The sequence below is a fragment of the Segatella buccae ATCC 33574 genome (assembly GCF_000184945.1).
Lineage (GTDB): Bacteria > Bacteroidota > Bacteroidia > Bacteroidales > Bacteroidaceae > Prevotella > Prevotella buccae.
In genome coordinates this window covers 2,057,677-2,076,395 of sequence record NZ_GL586311.1, presented here as the reverse complement: position 1 = coordinate 2,076,395, position 18,719 = coordinate 2,057,677, and the positions used below count along the sequence as shown (strand labels likewise).

Annotated in this window: 14 protein-coding genes; 2 read left to right on the top strand and 12 right to left on the bottom strand. The window is 49.3% G+C overall.

The window, feature by feature from the left end; all coding sequences use genetic code 11:
- Positions 1-61: 61 nt before the first annotated feature.
- Positions 62-502: a hypothetical protein gene (locus tag HMPREF6485_RS08035; protein ID WP_004340689.1), complete on the top strand. Its 441-nt coding sequence runs from the start codon at positions 62-64 to the stop codon at positions 500-502.
- A gap of 28 nt (positions 503-530) precedes the next feature.
- On the opposite strand, the gene HMPREF6485_RS08030 is transcribed toward HMPREF6485_RS08035, so the two are convergent.
- The 12 genes from HMPREF6485_RS08030 to HMPREF6485_RS07970 form a co-directional block, all read right to left on the bottom strand.
- Positions 531-2,015 (bottom strand): glycoside hydrolase family 10 protein, encoded by a 1,485-nt coding sequence (locus tag HMPREF6485_RS08030; RefSeq protein ID WP_044125963.1) that lies wholly within the window; start codon positions 2,013-2,015, stop codon positions 531-533.
- A gap of 705 nt (positions 2,016-2,720) precedes the next feature.
- On the bottom strand, positions 2,721-5,111 hold the full coding sequence (locus tag HMPREF6485_RS08020; protein ID WP_004345873.1) for a TonB-dependent receptor: 2,391 nt from the start codon (positions 5,109-5,111) through the stop codon (positions 2,721-2,723).
- A 161-nt stretch (positions 5,112-5,272) separates the two neighbouring features.
- Positions 5,273-6,286 carry a zinc ribbon domain-containing protein gene (locus HMPREF6485_RS08015; RefSeq protein ID WP_004345872.1) on the bottom strand — a complete coding sequence of 338 codons (1,014 nt, stop codon included), beginning with the start codon at positions 6,284-6,286 and terminating at the stop codon, positions 5,273-5,275.
- Positions 6,276-8,150 carry a peptidase U32 family protein gene (locus tag HMPREF6485_RS08010; protein ID WP_044125959.1) on the bottom strand — a complete coding sequence of 625 codons (1,875 nt, stop codon included), beginning with the start codon at positions 8,148-8,150 and terminating at the stop codon, positions 6,276-6,278. Before HMPREF6485_RS08010 ends, HMPREF6485_RS08015 begins: the two co-directional genes overlap by 11 nt.
- A 42-nt stretch (positions 8,151-8,192) precedes the next feature.
- Entirely contained in the window at positions 8,193-9,110 is a 918-nt protein-coding gene (locus HMPREF6485_RS08005) for a homoserine O-succinyltransferase (protein WP_004345870.1), read from the bottom strand.
- Positions 9,111-9,271: 161 nt separating this feature from the next.
- The gene (locus HMPREF6485_RS08000; RefSeq protein WP_004345869.1) at positions 9,272-11,311 is read right to left on the bottom strand and encodes a M13 family metallopeptidase; all 2,040 of its coding nucleotides are present in this window, start codon (positions 11,309-11,311) and stop codon (positions 9,272-9,274) included.
- Positions 11,312-11,343: 32 nt separating this feature from the next.
- Complete coding sequence (locus HMPREF6485_RS07995) at positions 11,344-13,284, bottom strand: ABC-F family ATP-binding cassette domain-containing protein (protein WP_004345868.1); 1,941 nt, start codon at positions 13,282-13,284, stop codon at positions 11,344-11,346.
- 215 nt (positions 13,285-13,499) lie between these two features.
- The gene (gene rplT, locus HMPREF6485_RS07990) at positions 13,500-13,844 is read right to left on the bottom strand and encodes a 50S ribosomal protein L20 (protein ID WP_004345867.1); all 345 of its coding nucleotides are present in this window, start codon (positions 13,842-13,844) and stop codon (positions 13,500-13,502) included.
- Positions 13,845-13,883: 39 nt separating this feature from the next.
- Positions 13,884-14,081, bottom strand: a complete 198-nt coding sequence (rpmI, locus tag HMPREF6485_RS07985; protein WP_004340666.1) for a 50S ribosomal protein L35 — start codon at positions 14,079-14,081, stop codon at positions 13,884-13,886.
- A 115-nt stretch (positions 14,082-14,196) separates the two neighbouring features.
- Positions 14,197-14,877, bottom strand: coding sequence for a translation initiation factor IF-3 (gene infC, locus HMPREF6485_RS07980; RefSeq protein ID WP_004345866.1), 681 nt, complete (start codon positions 14,875-14,877; stop codon positions 14,197-14,199).
- Between the two features lie 184 nt (positions 14,878-15,061).
- Positions 15,062-16,648, bottom strand: a complete 1,587-nt coding sequence (locus HMPREF6485_RS07975) for an OmpP1/FadL family transporter (RefSeq protein WP_004345865.1) — start codon at positions 16,646-16,648, stop codon at positions 15,062-15,064.
- 39 nt (positions 16,649-16,687) lie between these two features.
- The gene (locus HMPREF6485_RS07970) at positions 16,688-17,632 is read right to left on the bottom strand and encodes a hypothetical protein (RefSeq protein WP_004345863.1); all 945 of its coding nucleotides are present in this window, start codon (positions 17,630-17,632) and stop codon (positions 16,688-16,690) included.
- Positions 17,633-17,775: 143 nt separating this feature from the next.
- On the opposite strand from HMPREF6485_RS07970, the gene prmA reads away from it, so the two are divergent.
- The gene (gene prmA, locus HMPREF6485_RS07965; RefSeq protein ID WP_004345862.1) at positions 17,776-18,642 is read left to right on the top strand and encodes a 50S ribosomal protein L11 methyltransferase; all 867 of its coding nucleotides are present in this window, start codon (positions 17,776-17,778) and stop codon (positions 18,640-18,642) included.
- The last annotated feature ends 77 nt before the right edge of the window (positions 18,643-18,719 follow it).

Sequence of the window (18,719 nt, the reverse complement as noted above, 5' to 3'; positions counted from 1 at the left end):
ATTTGGAGATTACTGCTTTTTAGCGTATCTTTGTCTTATTATTCTTTACAAAGACATCAACATGAAAGTGACAGAACAGACCACGCAACAGATAGAACGGTTCATCAAAAAGATCGCGCAGAAATTTCCGAAGTCGGACGACACGTCCGTTCTGACAGACATTCATATCCGCGTTTCTCCCGACAGCGGTGAAATGCTTGCCTTCAACGACGAAGAGGAAGAGATCACCCGTTGCGTAATCGAGCAGTGGATAGACAACAAGGACGAACGGTTTTACGATGAGGCCATCCACATCCTACGCTCCGAAATGAAGGCTAATGCCGCCCTCATCGACAATTTGGGCATCATGAAACCATTCAGTCTGGTTCTTGAAGACGACGACAAGGAACCTGTCGGAGAACTGTATCTCGCGGACGATGACACTGTCATCATCGGTGGAGACTTGATGAAGAATCTGGATGCCGATTTGGACAGTTTCCTTGACAACCTGCTTAAAGAATAAACTCCAACCACACATAAAGGGATTAAGCTCAAAGCTTAATCCCTTTCTTTTTGCCTTTACTCTCATTCCCCACCCTGTCTAAGGCAGTGACCACATAGGTGTATTTCGTCCCCCCATCGACATACGGCAACCGGTAATGCGTCTTGTCCGTAACGGTTGCAATCTTTGACGGGTCGTCGAGGTTGACTTTTTCGCCGGCTCCGAAGCGGTAGACGACAAAACGGTTAGCCTCGTCTCCCCAATGCTTGGCCTTCGGCTTCTGCCAAAACAGCACATAGCCGTCGCCGGTCCACACAGGTTTCACCTTCCGGGGCTTCTTTGGGGCCTTGTCGTCGAGAAACGGCATAGAAGGTTGCAGGGCGGGATAGCGCCAATAGTTGTTGCGCAACGCTTGCCCGATGTTCCCCACATTGTCAACAACGGCCTTTGCATACCACAACACCGTGCCTTGCACGTTCTGCATCTGCCCATGCAACCGATGCTTGGCAGGCAGCTGGTGGCTCGAAGGATTTTCCGGATCGGCATACTTGGCAGTCCGCTCCACATCTTCACCTATATATAAAGGGCGTTTTGCCGCCTGCCTGTTCCACCATCCGATGAGTTCCTTGTAGTCGGCAGTCGCATGGCCTATCTGCCAGTAGAGTTGTGGGACGCAATAGTCCACCCACCCATTGTTCACCCACAGAAGGACATCTGCATATAAATCGTCATAGTTCTGCAATCCGCCGGTGGCCGACCCGTTGGGGTCATTTTTCCTGTTACGATAGATGCCGAATGGCGACACGCCGAATTTCACCCACGGTTTGCGCCGATGAATCGTCTCGCTCAAAGCTTTAATGAAAACGTTCACATTGTCGCGGCGCCAATCGCCAATGTTGTGAAAACCTCTACGATCGGTATCAAACAACCCGGCATCGGGAATCTGTTGTCCCGGTGCCGGATAGGGATAGAAGTAGTCGTCGATGTGCAGCCCGTCGATGTCATATCGCGCCACAATGTCGTCTACCACCTTACATATATAGTCTTTGTTCTCCTTCAGCCCGGGATTGAGAATATACTGTCCGTCGTAGGCAAACACCCTGTTGGGATACAGGCTTGCCACATGATTGGAAGCCAGCGCAGTGGTCGTCTTGGTTTTGGCCCTATAGGGGTTGATCCACGCGTGGAGTTCCATGCCCCGCCGGTGGCACTGCTCCGTCATCCATGCCAGCGGATCCCAATAAGGCATGGGCGGGCGACCTTGCACACCCGTGAGAAAGCGGCTCCACGGCTCCAACTTACTTTCATAAAGCGCATCACACTCCGGGCGCACCTGAAAGATAATGGCATTGACACCGTCTTTCTGCAACTCGTCAAGCTGATAAGAGAGTGTCTGCTGCATCTGTCCGGTGGTCATACCCAAAAACTGTCCGTTGACACATTGTATCCATGCACCACGAAATTCACGCTTCACTTGGGCCTGCGATGCCAATGCGCAAAGCAACAGAAATAAAGGGAATAATCTTCTTTTCATATCGTTTTTATTGCGCTGCCAAAGGTAATGAAAAAAAACGTAACCGCCAAAACATATCCCATGAAGTCCTATAAAGTCCATGCCATGCCAGTCTCTCCCCTTCCATTCTTCATCCTTTGCTACATCCTCCCTTTTTCGGCCTCGCCACGGACATATAGTACCAAACTTACCAAGATTGAGAAAAAGTCTAAGCCCCCTAAGTTAAGGGCTTGGGGGCTGAACAAGGGGCATCAGGACATATATAGCACAAAACTTACCGAGATTGAGAAAAAGGCTTACACACCATTTCTCTCTGTCCATCCATTTCACCGATTATATCCGCCTCGTCCACCCCATCCGGCCCACGAATTCTTTCACTCGGGCCGACCGACCTTGCAAAACGGGCACACCCAGAAGTCCGTTTGGGCCGGATGACAACGCAAAAGAGGCTCTTTTAGGAAGCTGTTCGGGCCTGATTGCAAGCCACAAGACTTGAGAATCTAAAAAAGGGAGACACTTTCGTGCTTCCCTTGCTATTGCAAAGATAATACATAAAACGGATAGAACCAAATCGACAGAGAAAAATATTGACACCCGTCACAAAAATACCGACAGGCCAAATATCCCAACGACCAGACCTCTCACAAAAAGAAGCGACACCGCCTCAATGGCATAGAGCCACGGAAGACAGTGTCGCTGTCAAACGTTTCTAACTGTGGTTATCCTTTAAAAGTGGAATTTCAAATCGACACCGCATTGGAAGGGGTTTCCCGGTTGCGCAAATGTCAGTCGCTTACCTGTGGCCCCGCTCTGCACGGCAAAGGTGTTGTAGTCGGTCTTGGTGAGATTACGCCCCCAAAGTCTAAGTTTCATAAAACCGAAGTCAGCATCGGCATGGGCCCCAACCACAGCATAAAACTTCTGTGCGTAGGTGTTGGCCTCATCCCAATAGGTTTTGCCCTGCGCATTCATGTTGCCCCCTATCGTGATGCTTCGCAGTCCTGTGGAAGCTATGACAAAACGATAATCGGCATAGGCTGCTACTGTGTGCATGGGCACGTAGGGCACCTTCTTGTTCCGGTAGTCCATCACCTGCCCGCTGATGCTGTCGGTATATTCCTTAAACACGGCATGGGTCAGACCATAGCTCGCTCCCCAGTCAAGATGTCCGCGCAGCGAATTGCCACGCAACGCAAGCTCCACACCGCAGCTCCGGCTCCGTCCGGCATTCACCATCATGCGGCCAAAACCATAATTGCCTGCCATGACCGAGAGCTGCTGGTTACGGACTTGCATCAAGAAGGCACTCACATCCAACTGGACGGTATTACCAAACAGATTCAAGTGGGCACCCGTTTCATAGTTCCAGCTCGTCTCGGGCCTGTAGGCTATCGTCTTGGCAATCTTCTCATAGTCGGTCTCGGTGTGTTGCAAGTCTGCATTGCCACGAGCCGTGCGGGCCGCAGCCGACAATTCGGTCTGCAAGATGTCTGAAAACATCTGAATGTTGTAGCCACCACTCCGGTAGCCCTTGCTCATGGTGGCATACAGGTTGCTGCCACGTTTATCCACCCCCCATGAAAGGCCCAGTTTGGGCAACAGCTGGTTGAAATCGTCGTGTGTCTTGTGGCGCAAGGCTGTAGTGATGTGTGCATCAAGGTGTTGCCCCATCACGTTTTCAGCCAAGGTCAACGCACCACTCGTATTGTAGTCGATGCCTACATGACTGTAGTCATAGCGCAGTCCGAGCGTAGCCGTCAGACGGTCGGTGACCGTGAAATTGGACTCATGGAAAAAGCCCAAATCATAGGTAGGCGTGCGGAACAGACCGGGAACCCCCTGCATCTGCATGTCAATATTGCAACCGCCTGCACGCGCAATAATAGCCTTAGCCTGTTCCAAGGCGGCTGTGGGGGGCACTCCTTTGGCAGTCAACCGCCGGACCATGGCGTTGAGTATGCCATTGTAGGCATAATCGGTAACCGTCTTGGAAAGGAAGGTATTCATGGCCGAACCGAAATGCACCGGGCTGTTGGTTTTCAGCCATTGTGCCGAGAAGAATGTTCCTGCGGTCCAATGCCAAAAGCCGCCCACAGGAGCATTGCTCTTGAACGTAAACTCCTGACTCATGGCATTTTGCAACTGGTGTTGGTCAAGTCGCAGATAGTCTTCGGGCAGGTAGTCTTGATCCATCAACATGTAATCATACAGATACTGATAGCTGGTCACGGAATGAAAATCAAAGTGATTGGCCTTGAAACCGACATTCAGTGCTGTGCTGAACATGTTACGGCGATAACCCGGTTGACAGGTGGTGGCAGGCGATGCCGTCTCGCCTGTAGCCAAATCGAGAAGCCCGTAGGGAAAACCATTCTGACGGGTATATTGATAATCGGCTATGTAGTCAAGGGTCAGGCGTGAGGTAGGTTGGAATATCAGGCGTAATCTCCCGCCGGCCTCATTCCGGCTGTCAGCCCGATCGCCGGTTGTCCGATTGCGAAAAAAACCGCTCTGACCGCCATAAAAGCCGGCAAGCGAGAAAGCCAACCGGTCGCTCAACTTGCTGTAATGGGCAAACTCGGCATTGCGATACATCCGGCTCCCGAGCGACAGGGTGAGGTCGGTGCCTTGATAGTGCATCGGGTTGCGATTGTAAACTCTGACGATTCCGCCCTCAGAGTTTTGTCCATAAAGAGTGCCTTGTGGGCCGCGAAGCACATCCACACGCTCCAATTCGTAGCAGTGAAAATTGAAGGCGGACTTGCTCAAAACGGGCATCCCATCAACGTAGATACCCACGGCGGGAGCATTGACACGCGACCCAATGCCGCGCACATAGACGGACGAAGTGAGTCGGGAACCGTAGTCGGGCATGACGAAAGAAGGGACAAAAGAGGAAATCTCACGCAAATCGTGCAGACCAAGCAAATTGATGGTCTGCCGGGAAAGCATAGTCGAACTGACTGGTTGCAGGCGTAAGCGAAAAACTTCTTTGGGCTGTGACACAACGGTCACCTCGTCCAAGTCATGCACTTTGGAGGTATCGCCCAACTCTTCTGCAACAGAGGGAATGGCAGCCATGAGAAGGCTCGCTGCCACCAAACTGGATCTTAACATAAAATAATCTGTATTATAACTTTCGGGTGCAAAGTTACGAATATTTCACAAAACGGAAAATCCTCATTTGTAAGGAATTTTATCCACACAAATGAGGATTTTACACATAAAATCAACATCTATTCGACAAAAAAATCTCTATGGAGGGCCATATTCCAACATCATTCATTGTCGGCTCCACAATGCGGGCAACGCCCTTTCCGGCGGAGCTTGGCGCCACATTGTCCACAGAGGTACTCCACGTGATTGCACTTGAAATAGCGCATCAATGCGAAATAGGAATAGGCTGCCAACAGCACATAACCAATGTAATATAAAGTGCTGATGCTAAACACGATATAGTCTATTGCACATACGCCTGCCAAACCGCACAGGTAGAGCATGGCATCGGCAAACGGAAGTTGGTGACGCACATCGTCGACGGCCGCCAGTCCGACAATAAGCATGGCCCACACAGAAATAAGGAAGACGGAAAGGATTGAGGGTACGGAGAAGGGATTGAGCGTGGGATGGTAATAGAAATGCCGCCACACCTCGGGAGCGAACAGCTGGATGCCGGCATAGAGTGTAGCCGAGAAAGCCACGATGAGTGTCAACAGCGTGGGATAGAAGGAGTCAATGTCATTGAAATGGACAAGATGAGCATTCTTGCGCATAATTTTGCGCAGAAGATAGGCAAACCCTATCACGACAATGACAACAAGAAAGATGAGCAAATGAATGTCCGAAAAAGTGGAAATAAACTGGGAAATGGGGTCGTCGGGCACTACACGGGGCAGAAGTTTGGACTCTTGTGTCCAACCGAACCGGGCATCTTCGGTGCCCAACTGCACCCAAACGGAGTCTATCGAGTCTTGGGGCACCATCCTAATATCCGCCACGACGAGATGTGCATGGTGCTTCACCATGAAAGAGTCAGTCGGCATACCGCTCACCAACTCCTCCGGCTGCTGCCTGAGGAGGGCTATCGAATCGCTCTTGACCACAAAATTATAATTGTTTGTATAGTGGTGTTTGGAAGAAAAGGATATGGAGTCTTTCTGCTTTTCACTCAACTGCACAAGAGCATCGTGGGTCATGGGCATCCGGCGGTGGTAGCAACCAGTCAAAGTCAAAGCCACCAGCACAAGGAATATAAACGTTCTCACCAACAGATAAAATCTTCTATACCGCATAGACATTCATTTGACATTCATGGCAATCAAATTCCAACTGGAAGCGACGTCCGTCGGGCAAAGCCAGAAACAAGGGCTCACGCCATCGGGGACGCTCTCCCCCACGCTTCACACAAAAGCCTAACGAATAGCGGATGCAATGGCGACACTGCATAACGAGCGGATGTCCCGTCTCTTTTTGTTCGAAAGCCGGAGCGACATTCGCCATGCCCTGCCCCTCGTAGAACTTGACTGCTGCTTGGTTGGAGATATTATAGAGATAGGGAAAACGTTTGTATTCCGGTTGCCACACGATGGAAGCTGAAGCATCTTCCACAACCGGTGAAACGCTTGTGACCGGCATTTCTGTCACGGGAGCCGGTGCCAAGGACTGTCTGGAATTAAGTTCCTCTACCAACTTTCGGCGCAAATCGGCCAAAAGGCTGCTTGGAATAAAATAACTGTCGGCCCCCGGCTCTATCACAACTTCATCGCACACATATTGAGTGCCGCCCAACTTGCCCAACTGCCGCAGGATGTTGTCGGTCTGCACGCGGTGGGCCGGTTGGTGGGCAAAGGCGATTTTAGCCTCAACTCTCTCTGAAGAGAGCGAGAAACCATCCTCCGTCATGGAAAAAAACAGTTTGAGAGGTATTTTACGCTCAGCCGTGTTACCGGCCATGAGCTTCTCAAAAGCTACATCGTTGTTGCGATAAAGGCTCATTCCCTGACGCAAGGAGTGCGGCATCTTTAAAGGATACAGCCGGTTGCCTTCGGCCTTATTCACCCGAAAGCCCTCCAACTCGCGGTTGGCATTGATAAAGCAAAGACCGTCACCATTGGAGAAAACGGCTGTTCCGGCCACATTGAAAGAGTTGCCGCGCATCTCCTTTACTTTGCCCACATACTCGCCCATCGCTTTGGGAGTGTCAAAACTGGCAATGTCTGGTTGGCGGCCATGAAGGAAATAGGATGTAAAGCCCCGATTGAAAGTCTTTTTCAGATTGGGTTCGAAGTGATATTCCACCCTGCCACGAGACGCTCTGCAATACTCCTCAGGGCGGCGGGCCACCAATTCGTCGAGCCGGCGAGAGTAGGCCGAGACCACGTTTTTCACATAGTCGATGTCTTTCAGCCGGCCTTCAATCTTAAAAGAGCAGGCTCCGGCATCCGCCAAAGCCTCCAGATGGTCTATCCTGCACATATCTTTCAACGACAAGAGGTGACGCTGATGCTCTATCTCCCTCCCATTGCTGTCGAGTAAATCGAATCTCAATCTGCAAAACTGGGCACATTCCCCCCTGTTGGCACTGCGTTTGAAACAATGTTGCGAGGCATAGCACACTCCGGAGTAACTCACACAAAGTGCACCATGCACAAAGACCTCCAACTCTACATGAGGGACAGCCCGGTGGATAGCGGCTATTTCCTCTACTGACAATTCGCGGGCAAGGACAGCCCGACTGAAGCCCACCGACTGCAACCACCTGACCTTTTCAGCCGAACGGGTGTCACATTGCGTGGAAGCATGCAACACGGGAAGCCGGGGCAGTTCGCCGCTAACCTGCATTTGCAGACAGCGTTCTGCCACACCCATGTCTTGCAAAAGCAAGGCATCGACACCGGCATCGGCCAAGTCGCTGATCATGATGAGTGTGTCTTCAAGCTCATCATCATAGACTATCGTATTGACCGTCACATGGACTTTGGCCCCAAACAGATGGGCATAACGGCACAACTCCCGAATATCGTTGACGGAATTGCCAACGGCTGCACGGGCCCCAAACCGTGGTGCGCCAATATACACAGCATCAGCACCATGGTCAATGGCAGCTTTACCTATCTCAAGATTCTTTGCCGGAGCCAAAAGTTCTAATGTCCTCATCCTTATTCTATATGTCACCATGCAGCAATAGTTGCCTGCCTATTATTTAATGTCATTAATATTATAAGGAGTCTCCTGATAAACATAATAGTCTATCCAGTTGCTGTAAAAAAGATTGGCTGCCGAACGCCAAGTCACTTGCGGTCTTTCCGTAGGGTTGTCGTGAGTGTAATAGTGTTCCGGCATTTCCACATCGTTGCGCTTTCCCAAGTCGCGTTTGTACTCTATGTCGAGTGTACTGGCCGCATATTCCAGATGCCCGAGTATGTAAAATTCCCGTCCGCCACGCGAAGTGACGATACTCACACCGGCTTCGGGCGATTCGGCTATAATTTCAAGGCCGTTCACACGCTCAATATCTTCGCGACGCACCTCTGTATGACGGCTATGGGGCATGGAGAAAACATCGTCAAAGCCTCGGAAAATAGGCAACTGAGGATTGATGGGAAGAGTGGAGAAAACGCCAAATTTTTTCTTTTCCAACAGGTGTTTGGGCACCCCGTAGAAATGATAGAGTGCGGCCATGGCTCCCCAACACAAATAGAGGGTGCTCTGCACATTGGTGCGTGCCCAGTCGAAGATGCTGTTGATTTCCCGCCAATAGTCAACATTTTCGTATGGTACAGTTTCCACAGGAGCACCAGTCACTATCATGCCGTCAAACTTCTGCCTCATCAACTCTTGCGAATCACGATAGAAAGCCAACATGTGCTCTACGGGGGTATTCTTGGGCGTGTGGCTATTGAGTTTCATAAAGTAGATCTCCATCTGCAACGGCGTGTTAGACAGTAATCTGACCAAATCGGTTTCCGTCGTTATCTTAAGCGGCATGAGATTGAGGATGACAATTTTCAAAGGGCGGATTTCCTGACTATGTGCGCGCGTCTCATCCATAACGAATATATTCTCTTTCTTGAGAATCTCTATTGCAGGGAGTCTATCGGGTAATCTTAACGGCATTTCGTGAATCGGAAACTAATGTTGGAAAAATAAATTCGGTTTGTTCGCCCCCCAAAACAAAGGGCATTTGTGCAAAGTTACTGTTTTTTGGTGAGAAAAAGTAAAAAGGGTGTCGAAATAGATTCGGCACCCTTTATTTTTTAAATATTGTTTAGACAAAATCACCAAAGCTGGAGTCGCTCGCTTTTGGGAATGAAGAGTTTGTCACCCTCTTTCACTCCAAAAGCCTCATACCAAGCATCAATATGCGGCAGAGCACCATTGACACGCCACTTGCCCAACGCATGGGGATCGCGCTTCACGCGATTGCGGATTTCCTTTTCAGTGATATTCTGCCCCCACACGCCTGCATAGGCTATGAAGAAGCGCTGGTCGGGAGTGAAACCGTCTTTCACTTTCAGAGGCTTCTTGGCTGTAGCATGCTTGAAAGCATTGAATGCCACTTGCAAACCTCCGTGGTCGGCAAGGTTCTCACCCAGTGTGAAACGACCGTTGGCATTGAGATCGGGAAGCACCTTGATATTGGAGAAGAAGTTGGCATAGAGGTCGGCACGCTCGTTGAATCCCTTGGCGTCAGAGGCAGTCCACCAGTCTTTCATGTTGCCGTCGGCATCATACTGGCGGCCTTGGTCATCAAATCCGTGGGTCATTTCATGCCCGATCACTACACCGATAGCTCCATAGTTGAAGGCCTCATCGGCTTTGGGGGCAAAGAACGGATATTGCAAGATACCGGCGGGGAAGCAAATCTCGTTGGTAGTAGGATTGTAGTAAGCATTGACCGTTTGCGGAGTCATGTGCCACTCGTCACGGTCAACGGGTTTACCTGCTTTCTCTTCAATGTGCTTGTCGTGAGCAAACTGCCGGCAGGCCAACACGTTTTCATAAAAGCTTTTAGCCGGATCGATGGAGAGCTTGGAGTAGTCTTTCCACTTGTCGGGATAGCCTATCTTCACATAAAATCTGTCGAGCTTGACATGGGCGGCAGCCTTTGTCGTGTCGCTCATCCAAGTTTGAGCATCAATGCGCTCACCAAGACTGAGCTGCAAATTCTTCACCAAATCAAGCATGATCTTCTTGGACGATTCGGGGAAGAACTTTTTAGCATACATCCGCCCGAGAGCTTCGCCCATCTGCGCCTCCACCTGATTGGTGGCACGCTTCCAGAGAGGGTAGTCTTGCTGACGGCCACTCATGGTTTTCCCGAAAAAGTCGAAATTGGCTTCCCGAATTTCATCGGTCAGATAGCCGGCAGAATTCATAATAACATCCCACTCCATGGCGGCCCTCAATTCATCAGCCGATGCAAGAGCGGAAATTTTGTCCAGACCGGTCATAAACTGTGGTTGACCAACAACCAGTTCCTGGATGTAGTCATGCTTTACGCCTTCGGCTTCAGACAAAGCCGCAAGTGGAATATTGGGATAGTTGGCCTCAAATTCTTTGAGGGTCATCTTGTTGTAATTAGCCTGCGGGTCGCGCAATTCGGTCATACTCTTTGATACAAGAGCCAACAAGGTCTCATTGCGAAACACAGCCTCACTCTTAGCGGCAGCTTGAGCGTCACTGAATCCATAGAGTTTGAACATACGTGCTATGTGACGCTTGAATGCTTCACGAATGGCTACGGTGGCAGCATCGTTGTTCACATAGTAGTCCTTCTGGCCGAGCGTCAGACCTCCCTGTCCGATATTCAGAATGTTCATCGAAGCATTCTTCTCGTCGGCTCCGAAATAACTTCCGAAAGCCACGCCATATCCCATGCTTGCATACTTGAGTTGGAGTTTTTGCAAGGCTTCCTTGGTCGTAGCTGCTTCCATCTCGTCAAGCAAAGCCTTGACGGGCGCGATGCCTTCCTTGTTACGGCGTACAGAATCCATAGCCAACTTGTAGAAGTCACTGAGTTTTTGCTCCACAGTACCCTTAGGAAATTTCTTGCTTTGCAACTCTTTAAGAATAGAGTTGATGCGCTTGTTGTTGTCTTCCTGAAGTTGATCGAAACTACCGAAACGGCTGTAAGCAGGGGGCAGAGGATTGTTCTTCTGCCAACCGCCGGTAGCAAACCGGTAGAAATCATCTTGAGGACGAACAGTCTTGTCGAGATTCTTCTCCACAAGCCCCGACTTGCTGCCACTCTGTGCCATACCGGTAAGTGGCATGGCAGCGATGGCCATCATCGGAATAATAGTCTTCATGTTCATAAGCTGTTTGACTTTTTAAAACGTATATTTATTTATTCTTGTATCTTTTCAAGCTCCTCGGACAATACCATCCATCGCTCGTTCTCCTTGTCAAGTTGCTGCATAATATCCGTGTATTCGGCTATCAAATCCATATTGGCTGCATTATCGGGCTTGGCCAACAACTTGTCGAGTTCAGTTTTCCGGATTTCCAATCGGGCAACCTTATCTTCTGTCTCTTTCACCGCGCGCTCTGCCTTCCTTATTTTCTTCTGTTGTTCTTTATGTTCGGCATAGTTCTGCTTACCATTCCCCTCTTTCACTTCCGAGGGGATGACGGTCTTGTCGGGCGTATGTGCATTGGCAGACAATGCAGCGTGGATCGTATCGGCATCGTGGGAACGGAGATAATCATAAATTCCGCCAAGATGTTCTTTGACACGGCCTCCACCAAACTCATACACCTTATCGACCAGCCCATCAAGGAACTCACGGTCGTGGCTCACGATGATAGCCGTGCCGTCGAAAACTTTGATAGCCTCTTTGAGCACATCCTTAGAGGGCATATCAAGGTGGTTGGTTGGCTCATCGAGAATGAGAAGATTGACCGGTTCGAGTAGCAATTTAATCATGGCCAGCCGACTACGCTCACCACCTGAAAGCACTTTCACTTTTTTTTCAGAAGTCTCGCCACCAAACATGAATGCACCGAGTAGGTCATTGATTCTCAGACGCATGTCTCCCGTAGCCACTTGGTCGATAGTGTCGAAGACGGTCAGTTCCTCATCCAACAGTTGGGCTTGGTTTTGGGCAAAATAGCCTATTTGGACATTGTGCCCTATCTTCAGACTGCCCGTAAATGGAATTTCATTCATGATACACTTCACGAGCGTAGACTTTCCCTCACCGTTTTTCCCGACAAAAGCCACCTTTTCCCCACGCTTAATAGTGAATGTGACATGATCAAAGACCGTGTGATTGCCGTAATCCTTACGCACTTCGTCGCAAATGACCGGATAGTCACCCGAACGCAGACAGGGAGGGAACTTCAACCGCAAGGCACTGTTATCCACCTCATCGACCTCTATCGGAACAATCTTAGCCAGTTGCTTGATGCGGCTTTGCACCTGCACGGCCTTGGTGGGCTTGTAGCGAAACTTCTCTATAAAGTCCTTCATATCGGCAATTTCTTTCTGCTGATTCTCGTAGGCACGAAGTTGCTGTTCGCGCCGTTCTTTACGAAGCACCACATACTCGTCATATTTCACCCGATAGTCTTCCACCCGTCCGCAGGTGATTTCCAATGTGCGATTGGTCACATTGTTAATGAAGGCACGGTCGTGGCTCACCAACACCACAGCCTTGGCACTTTGAACGAGAAACTGCTCCAACCACTGAATGCTCTCGATGTCAAGGTGGTTGGTAGGCTCATCCAATAGAAGAACATCGGGCTTGCGAAGCAGGATTTTAGCCAATTCGATGCGCATACGCCAACCACCCGAAAACTCCTTGGTGGGTCGGTTCAAGTCATCACGCGTGAATCCCAGACCGACAAGCGTACGTTCTATTTCCGCCTCGTAATTCTCGCCACCAAGCATCATGTAACGTTCATGTTCCTGCGTAAACCGCTCCACCAGTTGGATATAATCATCACTGTCATAATCGGTTCGCTCGGCCATCTGCTGCTGCATATCATCAAGCCGTTCCTTCAACCGCGTGGTGTCAGAAAAAGCTTTCCGTGTTTCTTCACGCACGGTGGTGTCATCCTGCAAATTCATCACTTGGGGCAAATATCCTATAGTCGTGTCGTTAGGCACTGAAACCACGCCACTTGTAGGTTTCTGCCGCCCGCAAAGGATTTTGAGCAAGGTCGATTTGCCGGCACCGTTTTTCCCCACCAGTGCGATGCGGTCGGTGTCGTTGACAACAAAGCCAACATCAGTAAACAAGGGCTTAACCCCAAACTCAACTTTCAATCCTTCTACTGAAATCATCTGTTTATCTATTTTGACCTACAAAGATAAGGAATATCTACATAATGACAAAATAAATTGCATTTAATTAAACATGCGGTCTTCTCCGCCAACAAGTCCGCCAACAAGTCCGGCACAGTCTACAGAAGCAAATGCCTCCTCATTATCCAACACACAAAAGCGTCTGACCTTTCGCAAGGCAGACGCTTTAAATATATGTGTACAAAATAATTCGCTTATTTCACTTTGTCAACAATGGCCTTGAAAGCCTGAGGATTGTTGACTGCAAGGTCGGCAAGAACCTTACGGTTGATTTCGATGCCTGCTTTGTGCAGCGCACCCATCAACTGGCTATAACTCATATTCTCGAGACGGGCAGCAGCATTGATACGCTGAATCCACAGAGCGCGGAAAGTGCGCTTCTTATTGCGGCGGTCGCGGTAGGCATAGGTGAGACCCTTCTCCCAAGTATTCTTAGCTACCGTCCAAACATTCTTGCGTGCTCCAAAATAACCCTTAGTGAGCTTCAGAATACGTTTTCTTCTTGCTCTTGATGCAACATGATTAACTGATCTTGACATAGTTTTTCTTCTTTAAAAGTTCGACTAAAAAGTCCATAATTAACGGAGGCAGAGCAAGTCACGAACCTGCTTCAGGTTAGTCCGATCAACAAGTGTGTCATGAACCAGATTTCTCTTCTGTTTCTTGGTTTTCTTAGTCAGAATGTGACTGTGGAAAGCGTGATGACGCTTAATCTTGCCTGTACCAGTAAATGAGAATCTCTTCTTGGCACTGGAATTAGTCTTTACTTTTGGCATTTTTTTGTTATTTTATAATTGTTATTATTAAAAGGTGGCAACGCATATACCCGGCGGTACCACTCAGTCATTTTCTTTATTCAAAACGCTAAAGGGAGTCATACTCCCTCCAAGCCTACTCCTCAACGAGTATTTTCTTGAGAGCCTCACCGCCCTTGGCATTAGCCAAAAGCCCGTTTTGCTCCGCCCTTGTTTCTGCCTCAACCTCCGAAGCGGCCTTGGCCTCAGCTTCACGCCTCTCACGATCCATCTTCTGTTGGCTCTTCTTCACGACACCCGTTTTCTTCGGAGCCATATACAGAAACATTTTCTTGCCTTCAAGTTTTGGCATCTGCTCCACCTTGCCGTATTCTTCCAAATCGTTGGCAAATCGAAGGAGGAGCACCTCGCCTTGTTCCTTGAAAAGAATACTCCTACCACGGAAGAACACATAAGCACGCACCTTGTTACCCTCGTTAAGGAACTCTTGGGCATGCTTCAACTTAAACTGATAGTCGTGCTCGTCGGTCTGAGGGCCGAATCTGATTTCCTTGATCTCCACCTTCACCTGCTTCTGCTTCATCTCTTTCTGATGCTTCTTCTGCTGGTAAAGGAACTTGGAATAGTCAATGAGACGACAAACAGGCGGTTGCGCGTTAGGCGAAATCTCCACGAGATCAACGCCTTGCTGCCGAGCCATGTCAAGAGCTTTGCGAGTAGGTATCACTTCCGAACCTCCATCGCTCACCACTCTCACTTCACGTACGCGTATTTGTTCATTTACGCGGTACTGATTTTTCATTTTGTCATTCTTCATTCAACTATTTTATGTTGTTTTTTGGATAATCGGCTGCAAAGTTACTTATTTAATTTGAATATACAAAATTTTCACCCCGTTATTTAACGGAGGATGATATCAGCATGAGCAATGTAGAAGCATTGTATTATCGTCTGCCTATATCCGTCCGAACGAATATAGGCAGACGAATGAGTATTTATAATTAGAACCTATATCCTAATGTCATGAGAAGTTGGTGCCGATCATTCTTGACATTCGTTGCCGCAGGTGTGGTGACCGTATTATTATAGGCTTTAGAAAGATATTGATTGCCGACAGGATAGAAATCACCCTTGGTCGAACTATACTGATAAGCCAAGTCGGCAAAGAAACTCTTGAAGCTATATCCCATGCCTAGAGTCAAACGATTGGTAGCCTTCCAGTTGGTATAGTCGGTAGATGTCGCCGTGCGTGAACCATCGGAAGCAACAGCTGCATCACGGAAACCACTCGTCTCAAACATCGGAGACACATAGTTGTAGCCCACGCGCAGTGCGAAAGCGCTCACCGGCTTAAACTCCAGTCCCAACTTCAAGGTGCTCACACCCTTTAAGGTCTGTCTGGTGTGCTCATTCATCAACTTGTCACTGGCACTTGTCTCGTAATAGCCATCGTAGTAATCCCAGCCTTCCCCGGTCTTATAGCGATTGTCGATGCGGCTATAATCAGCAAACTCGTAAGTGGCCCCAAAAGCCAGGAAATTGCCAACTGTATGTCCCAGACTCAAACCAAACTTCCATGGCGTATTCACCCGGAAATCGTTGGTGGCACCGTTGCTTTTGTCCACATAGTTAGGAGCGGCAGAGGATGCGGGATCCGTAATGCGCAAGTCGGCCGTTCCACGGGTATCCAAATCATAGAATATCGGACTGTTCACATAACCACCGATGCGGAAAGGCGATGCCTCTATGGGGCGAACGATCACACCCAACTTCACATCATACCCCGTACCGTCCATGCGAAGCTCCTCCCAACTCTCTCCATAAGAGCCTTGTTGGTAATTCTCCGTGTAATAGCTATTGCTGCGATAGTTGACATCATGGATGCCTACGGTCAATCCCAAATACACCCTATCGTTGATATTACCGCTTGCACTGAAATCATACTCACCGATATATCCTTTCTGGTATTGGCCGAACAGATAGCTCTTTCCATCAAGATAGTTCAATCCCTGAGCTCCTGTTCCCAAGGCTGAGGCGAAGTTTTCGTCAACTGCATTCCAAATATACTTGGCATCGGAAGCGTAACCACGCTTCTTCAGATCCTGCACTTCGGCATACTTCAAGGCGGCCAACTTGCTTTGGGAGGCTCCTCCCAGATTGCCGAAAGCATTCAAGAGCTGGTCGAAGTTACGGCTTTTCCTGTATTGGAAAGCAAGATTGAGCATGGAATGATTTTCCATTTTAATGGCCCAAACCAGTCCCACCTGATCAAAACTAAGATTGTCTTTTTTTCCTCCGATATTTCCAGTCACTCCATCATATTCAAACCTCTTCTTGGCACCGGTCTGCATCAGCAGACCTCCGGAAAGGGTCACTTGCGACTTGCGGAAGAGTCCCAAGCCCGCAGGATTGGTCGAAATGGTGGATATATCCGCTCCAAGAGCTTCCATAGCACCGCCCATTCCCACATAGCGGGCAGTGCCGTTCAAGTCGTTCTCTACGAGTTTCGTGTCAAGATAAGTCTCTTGAGCAAAAGCCGGCACTGCAACAAGCACCGCAGCTGCCAAATAAATATATTTTGTTTTCATCTTTTACTTATTATAGTTACCACTATCATTTATACAGTCTTACCGATGACCGCCAAAGCCACTTGGACGGCTTCCGCCACCTCCGAAGCCTCCGGAGTGGCTGCCTCCAAATCCGCTGCCACGCATCCCGCCATAGCTTGAAGAGCCGCCATTGCCAAAAGAACGGGTAGAGGAAGGAATGCTCTGGCGTGGGAAGTTTGAACTCTGAGTGGGGTCAGCATAACCGGAACGACTGCCAAACGCCCTGTTGCTTCTGCTCCGGGATGTGTAGCTATTGGTACGGTCTCCTCCTTGCACAAACCGGCTGCTGCCGTCCGACCTTATGGGAGAAGAATAGGAGGTGCGGGCACGCCCGTTGTAAGCTACATAACCACCGCCATAATAGGGATAACCGTAATAGGGATAGCCCCAGCCATAGCCATAATAGGGCGAATACCAGCCGTAGCGATAGTAAGGGTAGCCCCAGCCATAGCCATAAAACCACGGATCATACCACGGGTCATACCAATAGCTCGAGTAGTAATAGGGACTCCACGCGCTATGCCAACCCCAGCCGTAACGCCAATATGGCCCCCAGCCGAAACGGGCATACACCCAAGGATCGTAGAAGTCATCCCACCGGCTCATGGAACGCGTATAGCCGAAATCCTCATCGTTGCGTGCATAGCGTTCGGCAAAGAGCGTGTCCACATAGGAAGAATCGGGATAGATGCCCCGTCCGGTTTGAAACATAATGATATCATCGCCGAGCGAGTCGGTCCCTATCTTTTGATAGGTGCTTCTCAAGCGTCCATAGCGATTATATTCATCTACATTGCGATTGCTCCCACTGTGATACACAGGGCCCATGTCTGCGCGCTGCTGCGAGTCATGGTTTCTCTCGACCGCTTTCTTTGGTACAAAGTAGAGGTCGTCGTCCTGAGCCATGAGCGTCCATGGCATGGCTCCCAACAGGACTATGAGTAGAAATAGTTTTTTCTTCATATTGCGTATCTTGTTTATGTATTAACCACCTTTGTATATGCAAAAATATTTATTCTTTTGATGCAAAAATAAGGAAAAACCCTAAACGATGATAGGTTTTTCCCTATTTTTTATATATTTGCAATATAAATTTAACAATCAGTATGAAATATCTTGTAGCACATTTTAAGATCAGGTGCGCCGGTGAAGAGCTGCAAACGGCACGCGACCTGTTGGCCGATGAGGCAGCCGGTGCGGGTTTTGAGTCTTTCGAAGAGACGGAAGAAGGACTTGACGGTTATGTACAACGTGACCTTTTTGACCAAGAAACGCTCAACGAGAGGCTTGCCAACTTCCCCCTGCCCTCCGCAGAAATCGAATATAAAACAGAAGAGATGGAGGATAAAAACTGGAATGAAACATGGGAAGCTACCGGATTTGACCCCATCGTAGTGGATGATACGGTGATTATCTACGACGCGAAGCATGCTTCAGATCTCCATCCCGGCCAGTCGGAAGACCATATCGAAATCGGCATCGATGCCGTGCAGGCATTCGGAACGGGCACGCATGAGACAACCCGAATGATGGTTTCCACTTTGCTCAATATGGATCTCGACGGAAAAAGAATACTCGATTGTGGATGCGGAACAGGCATCTTGGGCATAGCTGCCGCCAAGATGGGGGCCCGAGAGGTGGTGGGCTATGACATCGACGAGTGGAGCGTGGAGAACACACGGCATAATGCAGAACTCAACCATGTGGAGAATTTTGAAGTCTATCATGGCGACGCCCATGTGCTGAACCATGTGAACGGCCTCTTCGATGTGGTCTTGGCCAACATTAACCGCAACACACTGCTCCAAGACATGGAGACTTTCAAGAGCGTGTTGTCACACGGAGGCGTGCTCATCCTTTCCGGATTCTATGAACAGGACATACGCCCCATTGTGGAAAAAGCGGCCCAGCTGGGACTGAAAGAGACCGGACGCAAGGCCGAAAGGGAATGGCGATGCCTGACACTGGCATAGAACACGAAGGTATTTCTTCGCCATGAGAAATGTGCGGAGGCCATGCACGATGCGTGCATGGCTCTTGCACACTTTGA